This window comes from Ruegeria conchae (genome assembly GCF_000192475.1).
GTDB classification, from domain to species: Bacteria; Pseudomonadota; Alphaproteobacteria; order Rhodobacterales; family Rhodobacteraceae; genus Ruegeria; species Ruegeria conchae.
The window spans coordinates 64,492-79,298 of record NZ_AEYW01000013.1 but is presented as its reverse complement, the minus strand read 5'-3'; the positions used below and the strand labels follow the sequence as shown (position 1 = coordinate 79,298).

Genomic DNA, 14,807 nt, shown 5'->3' with positions numbered 1-14,807 from the left:
ATGCTACAGATATCCGCATTATTGGCTGAAATTAGGCCATTTTTGCCCATTCTTCCGCCAATCTATTGTTAAGCCTGCAATACATGATTATTTAACTCTTTCGAATAAAAACAAAGACGTCCGAGCAGGCTGAACATGACGAAATGGATACGCAACATCTGGGAAGAGGTCGCGCGACCGTTATTCCAGCGCCCAAACCGGGTGCAGGTGGCGGCGCTTTGCACGCGGGGCACAGAGTCCGGCGATGATGTATTACTGATCACCAGCCGCGGAACCGGACGTTGGATTATTCCAAAAGGCTGGCCCATTGATGGCCTTAACGGCCCCGAGACTGCGTTGCAGGAAGCATGGGAGGAAGCTGGCGTTCAGGCGACGGATGTTCCAAAGGAACCGATCGGCCAATACTCTTATGACAAGACATTGAACGACGGCACGGCGCAGCATGTGGTCACCAGCGTGTATCGTGTTCAGGTGACGAATCTGGCCGACGATTATCCTGAGGCCAATCAGCGCAAACGCTGCTGGGTTTCGCCCAAAGTGGCGGCTGGACGGGTGCAGGAGCCTGAATTGCGCGATCTGCTGCTGCAAATGTAACAATTACGTATATTTCTCATGACAAAGGTTGCCGCTTTCGACGGAACAGGGTAGCGGCGGGCGTCAAATCGAACGGCCTGTGAAAATCGATGTCTGATCTACCACCCAAAGCCCGCTGGCACGCGCTCGACAGCGACCTCCACCGCATTTCTCGTCTTGAGTATGCCAATGCCCATGTGGCGCGCCCGCTGCTGGCACCCGGTATCGCACTCGTCTTTATCGCTTTGGCAGGTTTGGCCGCCGCAGTTATGTTTGGTCGCGCCGATGGCGGATTAATCGTTGTCGCCGCTGCAGCCTTCGGGGCCTATATGGCGATCAACATCGGGGCCAACGACGTCGCCAACAACATGGGACCGGCGGTTGGTGCAAATGCACTGACAATGGGGGGCGCGATTCTGATCGCCGCAATTGCCGAAAGTGCTGGCGCACTGCTCGCGGGTGGAGACGTGGTTTCGACGATCTCCAAAGGGATCATCGATCCAATGTCGGTGCAAAATAGTGATGTCTTCATTTGGGCGATGATGGCTGCACTGATATCTTCCGCGTTGTGGGTAAACTTAGCCACCTGGGTGGGCGCGCCTGTTTCAACCACGCATTCGGTCGTAGGTGGCGTTATGGGCGCCGGCGTCGCTGCTGCCGGGCTTGGTGCCGTAAGCTGGGGCACGATGAGCGCAATTGCCGCGAGCTGGGTTATCTCGCCCGTGTTGGGTGGCGTGATCGCTGCGGGATTTCTGGCGCTGATCAAACACAAGATTCAATACCAGGACGATAAAATCGCAGCCGCACGTCGCTGGGTTCCCATTCTGGTCGCCGTGATGGCCGGGGCTTTTGCCACCTACCTTTCGGTCAAGGGCCTGAAACGCATCGTCAAAATCGATATTGAGTTCGCCCTGCTGATCGGGCTGGCTTCGGGCGGATTGATCTGGGCCGCGACCGTGCCTTGGGTGCGACGGAAATCCGAAGGCCTTGAGAACAGAACCCGGTCGTTGAAAACGCTGTTTGGTTTGCCACTGGTGATTTCCGCAGGGTTTTTGAGCTTCGCCCATGGCGCAAACGATGTGGCCAATGCGGTGGGTCCGCTGGCCGCGATCGTCCATGCTGCCGAATTCGGAGATTTTGCATCAAAAGTGTCAATCCCGACATGGGTCATGGTAATCGGAGCCTTTGGCATCTCTTTCGGTTTGTTCCTGTTTGGGCCCAAGCTGATCCGCATGGTAGGCAGCCAGATCACCAAATTGAACCCCATGCGCGCGTTCTGTGTTGCGCTTTCAGCAGCGATTACAGTTATCGTAGCCAGTTGGCTGGGCTTACCCGTCAGCTCAACCCATATCGCAGTTGGGGCCGTGTTTGGCGTGGGGTTCTATCGAGAATGGCATGCAGAACGGCGCTGGAAATATTCGAACCTTCAACGACCCGCTGAACTGCGTCTTGCACGGGAAGAGCGTCGGCGGCGCAAGTTGGTACGGCGATCCCATTTTATGACGATCGTAGCAGCGTGGGTAATCACAGTTCCCGCAGCTGCAGCCCTGTCGGCAGTTATCTTCTGGCTGCTGACCGCATTTGGTTGATCGGGGGTATTACCTGATCGACCGCAAGTGGCCCGCGCGGTGCTTGATGAATAAGGCCGCAGATGTGGCTGTTGATCGGAGTTGGGATCGCGTGAATTTGCCCGAGCTTGATGATTTCGCCTTGCAGACTGTCGATTTCGGTCGGGCGACCCTCCATCAGATCGTAGGCCATCGAGGTACGCGCGTTAGGGTCGATGGTAAGCATCTTTGCTGCAATCCGCGAAAAGATTGGTGTTGGCAACCGCAGTAGATGCGGGGTCGTCCATGCTGGCAGTGGCGTCGTTGAGGCGACTTCAATTCCCGCGGCTTTCAAAACGCGCAAAGCCTCGGCCATTTGATCGGCCATCAAGCAACGCCAGCTTCGATCAAGCAGCTGGTTTTGCAGGGTCAGACCTGATAACGCGTTCAGTGCATTGTTGAGATTGATCACCAGTTTGCCCCATTGCACCGCCTCGATCCGGTCGCTTTCGGTGACGGGCAAATCCGGGGTACTGAGATGCAGCGCGAGATCGCCCTGACCTTGTTCGATGATGATATCGCCGGAGGTGGCGCGATGATAGAACGCGGCATTGGTTGGCACCACATTGAAGGGCACCATTCCGGCCCGCACGTCGCGGCCGTCAAGGACCGCGCGTAGTGCGCGGGTGTTTTCCAGACCGTTTTGCCAGGACACAATCGGGGCATTCGCCGGCGCGTGCGCCGCAATCAACGCTGCCATCTCGGCTGTTGCGCCGGATTTAACCGTGACGATGACCAATTCAGCGCCCTCTAAGCAGGCGGGATCTTCGCTGAGCGTCAATTTCGCGATCGGCACATGGCAGTCCAGATCTGCGAAATCGGTAACGGTCAGTCCCTGCTCGCGGATCGGCTGCAGCACGCGGGCGCGGCCCAGCAGCGTGACCACGTGGCCCGCATCTGCCAACAATGCACCGCAATAACAGCCTATGCTGCCTGCGCCCGCGATGACGATTCTCATTGAACTCCTCCGCTGTGGCCCAATGATCACCGGGATGGTTCAGTGGCGCCAGAGTGACGTCAAGTCATACACGCGCCAACCGTGGCCGGGTACGTTCAAGCTCGTCTGGGATGGTTATAAATTCCTGATCGTCTCCGGGCGGAAGATGGAACGCACCGTTGGCCCAGTCGGCGGTGTTCCATTCGCGCGTAGCGGTTTCGATCTTTTCCTTTGAGGACGAGACGAAATTCCACCAGATGTAGCGATCCTCGCTCAGGGTTGCTCCGCCCAGCAGCATCAATCGCGCACCCAAAGGCCCCGCCCTGACCGAGAGCTTGTCACCGGGCCGAAACACCATCATACGCCCTTCGTCAAAGGTATCACCGGCTACCTCGACCGAGCCTTGCGTGACATAAACACCCCGATCCTCGTGATCGTCAGGCAACGGGAAAGATGCGCCGGGGTCCAGTTGCACGTCGACATAGAAGGTCTCGGACAACATGGTCACCGGGCTGGTTTCACCATAGGCGGCGCCAAGGATCAGGCGGGCGCTGACACCCTTGTCTTCGATATGGGGCAGCGCGCCCTGCTTGTGATGCTCGAAGTCAGGGGCCATGTCCTCATAGGCTTCTGGCAGCGCGAGCCAGGTCTGGATGCCGAACAGGTTGTGACGTTTGCCGCGCGTTTCTGCCCTCGTGCGTTCGGAATGAGTTACACCACGGCCCGCGACCATCCAGTTGACCTCACCGGGGTGAATCATCTGGTGGGTACCGAGGCTGTCACGATGTTCGAACTCTCCCTGATACAGATAGGTTACGGTGCCCAGCCCGATATGAGGATGCGGCCGCACATCAATGCCACTGTCGGTAATGAATTCGGCAGGGCCCATCTGATCAAAGAAGATGAATGGGCCAACGAGCTGACGCTTGACCGAGGGCAGCGCGCGACGCACCTCGAACCCGCCCAGATCTCGCGCACGTGGGATGATCAAGGTTTCGAGAGCATCTTTTTCGGAGGCGCATTCGGGATTATGGGTGGGGTTCCAACTCATTCCAGATCTCCGTTTTTTCGGTTCCATAAGACGCGTTCATGTTTGCCAATGCTGAATGTATTGGGAAAATATCGCAAGAAAAGTGCATTTTCGCACAATGATCGTGAAGTCCTTGGAACGACTTGCGGATACTCACCAAGGCGTGGAACGGAGCACCTGATACTCACCTTCGCCGACTCTCGGAATCATGAACAATCGTGCTATCCTTAGAAATCGGGTGTCGCCGGATCAGGGAAGCCGGTCCAAGATGAGGTTCAGCCGACAGGAGTGGATGCAATGACCCGACTCGAAATCAATCGCCGCAAGTTTATTGCGACAGGGGTTGGCACAATTGTAGCCGGTTTGACCGGCGTCATCACACCTGCGCACGCCTCTGGTCTTGCGCCGACACCGTCGATGCGGGGCGGGTCGAACAACTATCGACCCGGCGCGCCGATCGTGGAGCGCATCGGCGGTGGCGGGTTTTGGATGACCGGCACCGTGCGGCGTGCGGGTGACGGAGCCCCCCTGCCCGGTCAACGCATCCAGATCTGGGCCCATACAACCGAAGGGCATGAACGCGATCAGCGCAGCCATGGGGCGACTCTCACCGATGCGAACGGAGAGTTCCGGTTGGAAATGCCTCAGATTGTGCCCGCCTTTGGTCAACCACACGGGCATTTGGCCTATGACAGCGGTGAATTTGAGACGGTATTCCTGCGCCCAGTGATGTCGAGCGCGAAGGACAAGACCCTTGCCGCACATTTTGTCTTGCAGCCTGTCTGACGGATGTTAAGGCAAGCTGCTGTCTGGGCGGCATTGGTTGCCACACTTCTTATACCGGTCATAGCAGCGGCTTTCAGCCCGTATCTGGCGTGGCGTGAGCCGATTTACATCCTCGCCGGTTTTGCGGGCATCATCGGGATGTGCCTTCTTCTGCTGCAACCCTTGTTGGCCGGGCGTTGGTTGCCCGGGCTTTCTCCGGTTAACAGTCGCCATTGGCACAGGCGGTGTGGCTTGGCCCTTGTCGTAAGCATTGTGATCCATGTGATCGGCTTGTGGATCACAAGCCCGCCTGACGTCGTGGACGCATTGCTTTTTGTGTCTGCAACACCTTTTTCGACATGGGGAGTTACCGCCATGTGGGCGGGTTTTGCGGCAGCGGCAATGGGGGTTTTACGGCAACGCCTAAGCTTGCGGTTTCGGGTCTGGCGCCTGGGCCATGCGGGACTGGCCAGCGCGACCATGCTTGGCAGCTTGGTGCACGCGATGCTGATTGAGGGCACGATGGAGGTCATGACCAAAACCGCCCTATGCGGGCTGGTCTTGCTGGCGAGCGTCCGGACGCTCGCCCGATTGCGGGTTTGGGAGGTGCATCGGCGTTAGACGCCCAAGGCAATCACCCGAACTGCGCTAACCTGATAGACGTTTGGCATAGGTTGCGCGGGTCATTTCAACATCTTGCACAGTGATGCTGCCGACCTCGGGCATGGTCTTGGCCAGAACGTCCAGAATAGTCGCGTTCAGCCCGGTGCGTGTCGCCTCATCCCGGCCTTGCATCAGCAAAAGCGTGGCATGGACGAAAGTCTGCGGTTCGGTTCCGATGCGAGAAAACGGAACCGGAGTGGCGCGGATTTTGAGCGTTGGCGGGTCAAACTCTTCATGCCCGGCGAGAACCGAGTAAAGCTGCTCGCAGATGGCTTGAAAATCATGAGACTGTTCAAGACCAGCAGAGAATTCAAGTGTGACGTGTGGCATGAGAAGCTCCGAGAATTAAGAGAGCCATGTGGCTCTCTCGGTACTTACTTGCGAACCTCAGACGCCCAGGCACCAGCGCATGACCGCCTTTTGCGCATGCAGACGGTTCTCGGCCTCATCGAAGATCACCGAGTTTGGGCCGTCCATGACCTCGGACGTGGCCTCTTCCTCGCGGTGGGCGGGCAGACAGTGCATAAACAGCGCGTCGGGTTTGGCATGCGCCATCAGCTCGGCGTTGACCTGATAGGGGCGTAGCATGTTGTGGCGGCGCTCCTTGGCGGACTGGCTGTCGTGCATCGACACCCAGGTATCGGCGACCACCAGATCGGCGCCCTCAACCGCTTTGTGCGGGTCCCGTTCGATCACGACCTTCGAGCCCTGCTGGCGGGCGAGCCCCATGAACTCTTCTTCCGGGTCTAGCTGGGCCGGGCCGGTGAAGGTGAAATCAAACCCGAATTGACCGGCAGCATGCAGGAAAGAGGCGCAGACATTGTTGCCATCACCGGTCCAGACGACCTTTTTGCCTTTGATCGGACCGCGATGTTCCTCGAACGTCAGTACGTCAGCCATGATCTGGCAAGGATGGGTGCGGTCGGTCAGGCCGTTGATGACGGGCACGTCCGAATATTCCGCCATCTCGGTCAGGATGGTTTCATCGAAGGTCCGGATCATGATCATGTCGACATAGCGCGACAACACGCGGGCCGTATCGGCGATGGTTTCGCCGTGACCCAGCTGCATGTCCTTGCCCGACAGCACCATGGTCTGCCCGCCCATCTGGCGCACGCCCACGTCAAAGGACACGCGGGTGCGGGTTGAGGGCTTTTCGAAGATCAGCGCGACCATACGATCCTTCAGCGGCTGCTCATCATCCGGCGCGGCTTTGGGACGGCCCAGACGCGCCTGTTTCATGGCACCAGCCTGATCGATCATGCCCCGCAAAGCGGTTGCGTCGGTTTTGTGGATATCAAGGAAGTGGTTCATTTTATTTCACTTTTCAATCAGGCACATTCAGGCCGAAGCCATTGCGTTTTCAACTTGCGCCGCAGCCTTGTCGAGGCGGATCATGGCCTGGGCGATATCATCCTCAGTCAGGGTTAGCGGAGGCAGCAAGCGGATCACATTGTCGGCAGCAGGAACGGTGATGACTTCGTTGTCATAGCCTGCGTTGACAACATCGATATTGGTCGGCTTACATTTCAAACCGAGCATCAGACCGGAACCGCGCACCTCTTCGAACACCTCGGGGTGATCGGCGATCAGGCCTTCGAGTTTCTGGCGCAACAGGCCTGCCTTGCGGTTGACACCTTCGAGGAAAGCGGGTGTCGCGACCTGATCGATTACTGCGCAGCCGACGGCGCAACCGAGGGGATTGCCCCCGTAGGTCGAGCCGTGGGTGCCTGCGGTCATGCCGCTGGCCGCCTCTTCTGTGGCCAGAACAGCACCCAGAGGGAAGCCACCGCCGATACCCTTGGCGACCATCATGATATCCGGTGTGATACCGGCCCATTCATGGGCGAAAAGCTTGCCGGTGCGGCCCACGCCACACTGAACTTCGTCGAGGATCAGCAAGAGGCCGTTGTCATCGCAAATCTGGCGCAGGGCCTTAAGCTCGGCGTCGGGGACTGGGCGAATGCCGCCTTCACCCTGAACCGGCTCGATCATGATCGCGGCAGTATTTTCGTTGATCGCATTGGTGACGCCATCGAGATCTCCGAATGTCAGGTGCACGAAGCCGGGCAGCAGCGGGCCGAAGCCTTTGGTCATCTTCTCGGACCCGGCGGCGGCGATGCCTGCCGAGGAACGGCCATGGAATGAGCCATCGAAGGTGATGATCTCGACCTTTTCGGCCTGACCTTTGTCATAGAAATACTTGCGGGCCATTTTCACAGCCAGTTCGCAGGATTCCGTGCCCGAATTGGTGAAGAATACCGTGTCGGCAAAGGTATGTTCGACAAGCTTGTCTGCCAACGCCTGCTGCTGCGGGATGTTGTAGAGGTTCGAGACATGCCACAGCGCATGCGCCTGCTCGGTCAGCGCGGCCACCAGCGCTGGATGGGCATGGCCCAGCGCGTTCACCGCGATACCCGCGCCAAGGTCCAGAAAACGTCGGCCATCCGCCTCGGTCAGCCAGGCGCCTTCGCCCTTCACAAATGTCAGGGGCGCACGGTTATAAGTCGGCAGAACGGACGGGATCATCGGATCATCCTTTTCGAATAGCTTGAGCCCTGTGAGTGATACACTGGGGCCATGGTCGTCAACTGATTTGGTTGGGATTGCGCGGATTTAGACAGCGCAAATAGATCAAACGGGCCGGTTACGCGGTAAAGCGCAGGCGTCGGAGGCGCAGGATATGTGCGGCTTTGATCATGGCGGGTCGTATAGCGGTGTACGTTTAGTCTGAAAACCCCGTTTTTGCGAATAAGGCAAAAATCATTCTGAGACCGGGATTTGCTGCTTGCCATTTGTCCTGCGCTAACGCACGGGTGGGCCATGACTCCGATAAGCCAGAACCCTGCCCTTGCGGCCCTGTTGATTCTTGTGGCCAGCGCCATTCTGGCAGGCACCACATTACTAGCCAAGGCGCTGGGCACAGATGTTCTTGGGCCTGCGCTGAATCCAATGCAGATCAGCCACGGGCGGTTTCTGTTTGCCTTTCTGGTAATCGTCACGACCGTCGGAATCCTGCGCCCGCGCCTCGGGCGTGTCCATTGGGGCCTCCATGTCGGGCGGACAAGTTTTGGCTGGCTTGGGATTACGTTGATGTTCGCCTCGGTTGCGTTCATCCCGATTGCGGATGCGACGGCAATATCCTTCCTGAACCCGGTCTTTGCAATGGTGCTGGCGATCCCGCTGCTTAAAGAAGGCGTCGGTCCGTGGCGCTGGATGGCAGCCATTGTAGCGCTGATCGGAGCACTGGTACTGTTGCGCCCAACACCCGCGAGTTTTCAACCCGCCGCCTTGCTAGCCCTAACCGCGGCAGCAGTGATTGGGATGGAGCTGATTTTCATCAAGAAACTCTCTGGCCGCGAAATTCCAATTCAGATCTTGCTGATCAACAACGCGATGGGGCTGACAATTGCGACGGTTGCGGTCAGCTTTGTGTTCCAGATGCCGACCCCGCAGCAATGGGCGGCATTGGCGGCGATCGGCGTGTTGATGGCCTGCGCTCAGGCCTGTTTCGTCAACGGAATGGCGCGGGCGGATGCGTCCTTTGTGGCGCCGATCAGCTATGCCACGCTGATATTCGCCGCGCTCTATGATTTCGCCGTGTTTCAGGTTGTCCCGGACAGCGTCAGCATGATCGGATCGGCCATCATCCTCACTGGTGGCCTAATCCTGGTCTGGCGTGAGGCGCGACAGCGTCAGGCCTTGAGCCGATAGCCTGTACGCAACATCTGCCAGGTCAGTGCGCCAACCAGCACGGTCGCGCTCGTGCAAATCAACATCCCCAGCCAAGGCGAACTGTCAGAGACACCAATCATGCCATATCGCAACCCGTCGATCAGGTAGAAGACCGGGTTCACATGGCTGAGCCGGTTCAGCACCGGCGGCAGGGCCTCGACCGAATAGAAAGTGCCCGACAGGAAGGCCAGTGGCGTGACGATAAAGTTAGTAATCGCAGCCATCTGATCGAACTTATTGGCAAATATGCCGGCAAAAAGGCCCAGCGCGCCCATGAAGGCCCCGCCCAGAACCACGAAGGTCAGTGCGATCAACGGGTTTTTCGGCACGATACCCAAAACAAGCGCCAGCGCAGTTGCAACGACAAGGGCGATCAGGACACCGCGAACGATGCCGCCAGCCAGATAACCCAGCAGGATTTCCAGCGGCGACAGCGGTGGCATCAGCGTGTCCACGATATTGCCCTGCACCTTGGCGATCACCATCGAAGACGAGGTGTTGGCAAAGGCATTCTGGATCACCGTCATCATCATGATGCCAGGGGCCAGAAACGTCAGGAACGGAACACCCATCACATCCGGACGGCTGGGACCGATGGCAATGGTGAAGATCAGCAGGAACAATCCCGCCGTCACCAGAGGGGCCAGCAAGGTCTGAGTCCACACCGCCAGAAAGCGTAGGGTTTCGCGCTGCGCCAGCGTATAGAGGCCCATCCAGTTCACTGCGCCAAAGCGGCGCGCGTCATGATCCAAGAGATTCTGCATGTCTGCCCCTTACCTGATTCGAAGACCGCTTGTAACTCGGGCCGCAGTGATTAAAATAGGGGGCTGAGACGATTTCCCAAGGCGGCCCGAATCCGGGGCCGCTTTCCGCTTTTGAAAGGCAAATGATGTCCTGGACTGACGAGCGTGTAGAGCTGCTGAAGAAAATGTGGGGCGAGGGCCAGTCGGCCAGCCAGATCGCCAAGGAACTGGGCGGCGTGACCCGCAACGCGGTGATCGGTAAGGTTCACCGTCTGGGCCTGTCGAACCGTGCAACCGGCGCCAGCCCGGCAAAGGCCGAGCCCAAGGAAAAACCGGCACCCGCGCCCAAGGCGGAGGCCAAGCCAAAACCGGCGCCCAAAACAGAACCGGCCCGACCGGCGCCTGCTCCGGAAGCGAAACCGGCTATCCCTGCCCGCCGCCAGATTATCCCGGCGGGTCAGCCCTTGCCACCGCAGCCTTCGGCCAACGAAATCAGCCCCGAGGCGCTGGCCAAGGTCAACGAGATTGAGAAGAAAGCCAAGAAGCTGACCTTGATGGAACTGACCGAGAAAACCTGCAAATGGCCCGTCGGCGACCCCGCGACCGAGGATTTCTGGTTCTGCGGCCTTCCGGTTGAGGCGGGCAAGCCTTATTGCGAGGCGCATGTGGGCGTGGCGTTCCAGCCAATGAGCTCGCGTCGCGACCGTCGGCGATAATAGCGAACACAAGAACCTAAATCTTTACTATAGAACGTGAAAAGGGCGCAGGCGTTTCGCCACGCCTCTTACCGGAAGCGCTGCATAGTCGGGAACGACACAAGGCGTAGCGAGCTCTTACAAAGAAAACACCCTCGCTGAAAGCTGCGAGGGTGTTTTCGACCGGAGTGTCAGCTGTGCGGACAAAACTGCCATTCAAACATGAGAGTCTGGCTTGTAACTTGGGCTGAAATGCCAATCATTTTCAGAGGCAGCGTGGCGTTGTGTTGGTTTCTTGACATTCGCAACCAACAGACGTGCAATAAAGCCATGACACGATTGATTGAGTTGATCAGAGTTCCTACGAGAAACGAGCTTCCTCAGTTCCGAAAAGGACTGGGCGTGAAACTGTTGTTTGTTTCTACAGTGTTACTGCTGGTTCATTTCAACTATGGTCGACAGTCGTTGCTTTGGTATCTGGCTGCATTCCCCATGATCTACGTTGTGTTTATGCTAAGTGTGATCGAACGCCGCATTGATAAAAACAAAACGGATAAATCTGACTGATGCCTTGGCGCAAGTTCCAAAATTGACGACTGTCATCGGTCACTTTGGGCTCGAACCTGACATTGAGGTGTCGGTGATCTTGCAACCGCCGGCACATGATCAACCTTTCACTGCGCTGGATGCGATGGCAAATCCGGCATCGGCACCCAGCGGGGCAGCTCATCCGGCGCGACCGAAACATGCAGCTTCTCTGACCGGTCCTTTCCCACTTTGCGATGTTTGCGCAGCAGGAAAATCTTGCCCCAGCCGCGCCATGTGCCTACCGAGCGGGCATGGGGGTCGGTGGGGAAACGGTCGCGCCAGCCTTCGGGCAGGGGCAACCCGTGCAGCTCGGCTTTGTCCAGCATCCAAATCAGGGAGATGTTGCTGAGGGGGCGGGCTTCTTCGAAACCGTTCAGCTGACCTCCGACATCGCCATGGGTGCCTCGGAACCAGACCTGCTCGATATGGCCTTTGAAATCGGGGGTACATTTCCACAATACCGGCTCGAACACCTCGCGGGTCTCGTCCAAACCCATGGCGTGATAACCATGGCGGGTGGCGGGGCCAAGCTGGTGGTTGTGGAAGGCGTGGCGTTCCTCGGCCCAGCGCCACAGCAGCGGCAGGCGCAGGCCCAGCGCTTTGACCGTGTCCCAGACGCCGACCATCTCGATGGCAACACCCTCATGGCAGAAGGCCTGCCGAAACTCCGCCGCAGCCTTGCCGTTGGCGGTGCATTCATAATGGCGATAGGCCTGTTTGATATTGCGAACAGTAGCGTGTTCGGCCTTGAGCAGCCCGATCGCGTCAATCACACCCGCAAGGCTGCGCACCCCGTAGGCGCCGCGTGAATAGCCGATGAAAAAGATCTTGTCGCCGGGCTTATAGCGAGATGCGAGGTAGCCATAGGCGCGTCTGATCTGGCGGTTGATGCCCCGGCCCATCATCACGTCCATAGTGGACTTCCAGCTTTCCCACTGCACACCGGCTTCGTAGAAGACCGAAACCTTGCTGCCCATCTCGCAGCACAGACGCAGGGTCTGGCCGGCGTGAGTCTCATAACCCGGTTCAAGTGTCGACATGGTGCCATCAAGGATGATGACATGGCTGATCGGTTCGCGATGGCGTGTTTCGGCCGAGTGCTCGGACCGCAGAGGCCGCCCGAGCCATCCCAGTACCTTTCTACTCAGCCGCGACAGAACCATGCGTCAACAATTCCCAAACTCTATGAGGTGTGAAAGGCATATCCGCCTGCCGCACCCCGTGATCCCAGAGCGCATCCTGAACCGCGTTTGCCACAGCGGCCAATGCGCCCACGGTGCCGGCCTCGCCACAGCCTTTCATCCCCATCGGGTTGGCGGTTGATGGAATTGGCACCGAGGTAAACTCTATCATGGGTATCCCCGCCGCACGGGGCAAGGCGTAGTCCATGAACGATGCCGTGAGCAGTTGCCCCTCGGCATCATGCACAACATGTTCATTCAGCGCCTGACCGATACCCTGCACAACTCCTCCATGCACTTGCCCTTCGGCGAGCATCGGATTGATAAGGTTACCGAAATCATCCACGACCGTGTAGCGATCGACCCATGTTTCACCAGTGAAAGAATCAATAACAACTTCAGCAACATGTGCGCCGTTGGGATAGCTGCGCGCCTCTAACTTGGCGCGCGCCTTGTGTTGCAACAGATCGGTGCGCCCGTCTGCGCGCGCCATCTCAGCCGCCTCGGTCAGCGTGGGGGTCAGGTTGGACCCCGGCGCGCGGAAGGTTTCATGGTCGAAGGTCACATCGCTTTCCTCTACCCCCATCTTATCCGCAAGATAGGGTGTGAATGCGGCAATCATCGTATCAACCGTCACCAGTGTCGCGTTGCTTTGGGTCGTGACCGAGCGTGACCCGCCAGTCCCGCCACCTTGCGCCAGCCTGTCCGTGTCGCCTTGCACAACATTGATCAGGTGCGCCGGAATGCCCGTCTGATCTGACAGGAACTGGGCATAGACTGTTTCATGCCCCTGCCCGTTGGACTGCGTGCCGACATAGAGGTTCACCGTTCCATCCTCGCAAAACTCGACCTTTGCCCCCTCGGAAGGATCCCCCAAAATACTTTCGATATAGTAACAAAGCCCCTGCCCCCGGATCAGACCGTTTTCGGCATCCGCCGCCTTGCGGGCCTCAAAGCCGGTGGTCTGCTCGGCGGCGCGGCTGAGGACCATGTCGAACTCACCCACATCATAGGTTTCACCGGTTGCGGTCTTGTAGGGGAAAGCTTCGGGTCGGATGAAATTCTTGCGCCGCAGTTCCCACGGGTCGACGCCAAGCTCGCGTGCAGCGCGGTCCATGACACGCTCCAATACATAGATCGCCTCAGGCCGACCGGCCCCGCGATAGGCATCGACCTGCGTGGTGTTGGTGAAGAATCCCTCGACCCGCAAATAGGTGGTTTGCACATCGTAGACGCCCATCAGAACGCGGCTAAACAATTGGGTTTGGATGGCCTGTGCGAAGTGGCTGTTATAGGCACCAAGGTTGATCTTGCTGTGGACCCGGTAGGCGGTGATCTTGTGATCCGCATCAAATGCGAGTTCCGCCAGCGAGGTCAGGTCACGGCCGTGGTGATCGGACAGCATCGCTTCGGACCGGTCCGACATCCAGTGCACGGGCTGGCCCAATTTCATAGCAGCAACAGCAACGGTGAAGTATTCGGGATAGGGCATCGCCTTCATACCGAATCCGCCGCCGACATCGGGCGTAGTAACGCGGATCGCCTCGGGATCCAGTTTCAGCTTATGTGCCAGTTGCGCTTTCATCCCCCAGACGCCCTGCCCGCCATAGGAGAAATGCAAACGGCTACCCGACCAATCGGCCTGACAGCCACGCGGTTCGATCGAGCTCACGATGACCCGGTTGTCATGCACGTTCAGCGCGACGGTGCGCGCCGCAGACTGAAAGGCCGCATTGGTCGCCTTCTCATCACCCAAGCCCCAGTCAAAGGCGCGGTTGTCGGGGGCTTGTGGATGCAAAGGCTCCCCACCCGCAGCGACATCCGTCTTGACCGGCAGGTCTTCGGTTTCCATCCAGATCAATTCGACTGCATCGCGCGCCTGCAACAATGAGTCGGCAATGACGACCGCAACGGGTTCCCCGACGAAACGCACGCGATCCTTGGCCAACATGTTCCGTTCGGACGCTGCGCCTTGAGTGCCGTCGCGGTTGGCAACTGTGGTGGCATTCATCACTGTATCGATCCCGGCATCGGTCAGATCCTCGAGTGCCATGACCAGACGCACCCCATCAGCCGCACGCGCCTCTTCAAGGTCCAGCGCAGTTATCGTGGCATGCGCCATAGAGCTTCGAAAGAAAGCAGCAAACAGGGCATTCTCGGGCACCGCATCATCCATGTACCGCCCCTGCCCGGTCAGAAACCGCTGATCTTCGGTTCGTTTGACGGGCTGGCTTTTGCCGAATTTTTCCATGGGATGATCCTTTGGCTGCCTGAATGCGCGACCCTAGCG

15 protein-coding genes are annotated in these 14,807 nt (G+C 58.3%); 7 read left to right on the top strand and 8 right to left on the bottom strand.

The genetic code is table 11. The features are described from left to right. The first annotated feature begins 135 nt into the window (after positions 1 to 135). Positions 136 to 594, top strand: coding sequence for an NUDIX hydrolase (locus G7G_RS0112255; protein ID WP_010441721.1), 459 nt, complete (start codon positions 136 to 138; stop codon positions 592 to 594). An 89-nt stretch (positions 595 to 683) separates the two neighbouring features. Beyond that, positions 684 to 2,162, top strand: coding sequence for an inorganic phosphate transporter (locus G7G_RS0112250; protein ID WP_010441720.1), 1,479 nt, complete (start codon positions 684 to 686; stop codon positions 2,160 to 2,162). On the opposite strand, the gene G7G_RS22990 is transcribed toward G7G_RS0112250, so the two are convergent. Together G7G_RS22990 and G7G_RS0112240 are read right to left on the bottom strand one after the other, a co-directional pair. Beyond that, the gene (locus tag G7G_RS22990) at positions 2,131 to 3,138 is read right to left on the bottom strand and encodes a 2-dehydropantoate 2-reductase (protein WP_010441719.1); all 1,008 of its coding nucleotides are present in this window, start codon (positions 3,136 to 3,138) and stop codon (positions 2,131 to 2,133) included. The genes G7G_RS0112250 and G7G_RS22990 overlap by 32 nt on opposite strands. A 64-nt stretch (positions 3,139 to 3,202) precedes the next feature. Continuing rightward, positions 3,203 to 4,168 carry a pirin family protein gene (locus G7G_RS0112240; protein ID WP_010441718.1) on the bottom strand — a complete coding sequence of 322 codons (966 nt, stop codon included), beginning with the start codon at positions 4,166 to 4,168 and terminating at the stop codon, positions 3,203 to 3,205. A gap of 276 nt (positions 4,169 to 4,444) precedes the next feature. On the opposite strand from G7G_RS0112240, the gene G7G_RS0112235 reads away from it, so the two are divergent. Both G7G_RS0112235 and G7G_RS0112230 read left to right on the top strand, forming a co-directional pair. Beyond that, complete coding sequence (locus G7G_RS0112235) at positions 4,445 to 4,933, top strand: peptidase associated/transthyretin-like domain-containing protein (RefSeq protein ID WP_010441717.1); 489 nt, start codon at positions 4,445 to 4,447, stop codon at positions 4,931 to 4,933. A 3-nt stretch (positions 4,934 to 4,936) separates the two neighbouring features. Next, entirely contained in the window at positions 4,937 to 5,533 is a 597-nt protein-coding gene (locus G7G_RS0112230) for a ferric reductase-like transmembrane domain-containing protein (protein WP_010441716.1), read from the top strand. Between the two features lie 27 nt (positions 5,534 to 5,560). Here G7G_RS0112230 and G7G_RS0112225 read toward each other — a convergent pair whose 3' ends face one another. From G7G_RS0112225 to G7G_RS0112215, 3 genes are read right to left on the bottom strand one after another with little or no spacing between them, the layout of a single operon-like run. Further along, on the bottom strand, positions 5,561 to 5,905 hold the full coding sequence (locus G7G_RS0112225) for a 5-carboxymethyl-2-hydroxymuconate Delta-isomerase (RefSeq protein ID WP_010441715.1): 345 nt from the start codon (positions 5,903 to 5,905) through the stop codon (positions 5,561 to 5,563). Positions 5,906 to 5,962: 57 nt separating this feature from the next. Beyond that, positions 5,963 to 6,889 carry an ornithine carbamoyltransferase gene (gene argF / locus G7G_RS0112220; protein WP_010441714.1) on the bottom strand — a complete coding sequence of 309 codons (927 nt, stop codon included), beginning with the start codon at positions 6,887 to 6,889 and terminating at the stop codon, positions 5,963 to 5,965. A gap of 27 nt (positions 6,890 to 6,916) precedes the next feature. Continuing rightward, entirely contained in the window at positions 6,917 to 8,104 is a 1,188-nt protein-coding gene (locus tag G7G_RS0112215; protein ID WP_010441713.1) for an aspartate aminotransferase family protein, read from the bottom strand. Positions 8,105 to 8,398: 294 nt separating this feature from the next. Here G7G_RS0112215 and G7G_RS0112210 point away from each other — a divergent pair, with 294 nt between their 5' ends. After that, a complete protein-coding gene (locus G7G_RS0112210; RefSeq protein ID WP_037321491.1) occupies positions 8,399 to 9,289 on the top strand; it encodes a DMT family transporter in 891 nt (296 codons plus the stop codon). On the opposite strand, the gene G7G_RS0112205 is transcribed toward G7G_RS0112210, so the two are convergent. Next, positions 9,271 to 10,074 (bottom strand): ABC transporter permease, encoded by an 804-nt coding sequence (locus G7G_RS0112205; protein WP_010441711.1) that lies wholly within the window; start codon positions 10,072 to 10,074, stop codon positions 9,271 to 9,273. The two genes, G7G_RS0112210 and G7G_RS0112205, sit on opposite strands and share 19 nt — an antisense overlap. Before the next feature lie 125 nt (positions 10,075 to 10,199). Here G7G_RS0112205 and G7G_RS0112200 point away from each other — a divergent pair, with 125 nt between their 5' ends. Together G7G_RS0112200 and G7G_RS0112195 are read left to right on the top strand one after the other, a co-directional pair. After that, on the top strand, positions 10,200 to 10,769 hold the full coding sequence (locus tag G7G_RS0112200; RefSeq protein ID WP_010441710.1) for a GcrA family cell cycle regulator: 570 nt from the start codon (positions 10,200 to 10,202) through the stop codon (positions 10,767 to 10,769). A gap of 201 nt (positions 10,770 to 10,970) precedes the next feature. Next, entirely contained in the window at positions 10,971 to 11,315 is a 345-nt protein-coding gene (locus tag G7G_RS0112195) for a hypothetical protein (RefSeq protein ID WP_010441709.1), read from the top strand. Positions 11,316 to 11,422: 107 nt separating this feature from the next. On the opposite strand, the gene G7G_RS0112190 is transcribed toward G7G_RS0112195, so the two are convergent. Together G7G_RS0112190 and G7G_RS0112185 are read right to left on the bottom strand one after the other, a co-directional pair. Continuing rightward, positions 11,423 to 12,499 carry a DUF2235 domain-containing protein gene (locus G7G_RS0112190; protein WP_010441708.1) on the bottom strand — a complete coding sequence of 359 codons (1,077 nt, stop codon included), beginning with the start codon at positions 12,497 to 12,499 and terminating at the stop codon, positions 11,423 to 11,425. Then, complete coding sequence (locus tag G7G_RS0112185) at positions 12,477 to 14,768, bottom strand: xanthine dehydrogenase family protein molybdopterin-binding subunit (protein WP_010441707.1); 2,292 nt, start codon at positions 14,766 to 14,768, stop codon at positions 12,477 to 12,479. The genes G7G_RS0112190 and G7G_RS0112185 overlap by 23 nt, the downstream gene beginning before the upstream one ends. Positions 14,769 to 14,807 lie beyond the last annotated feature (39 nt).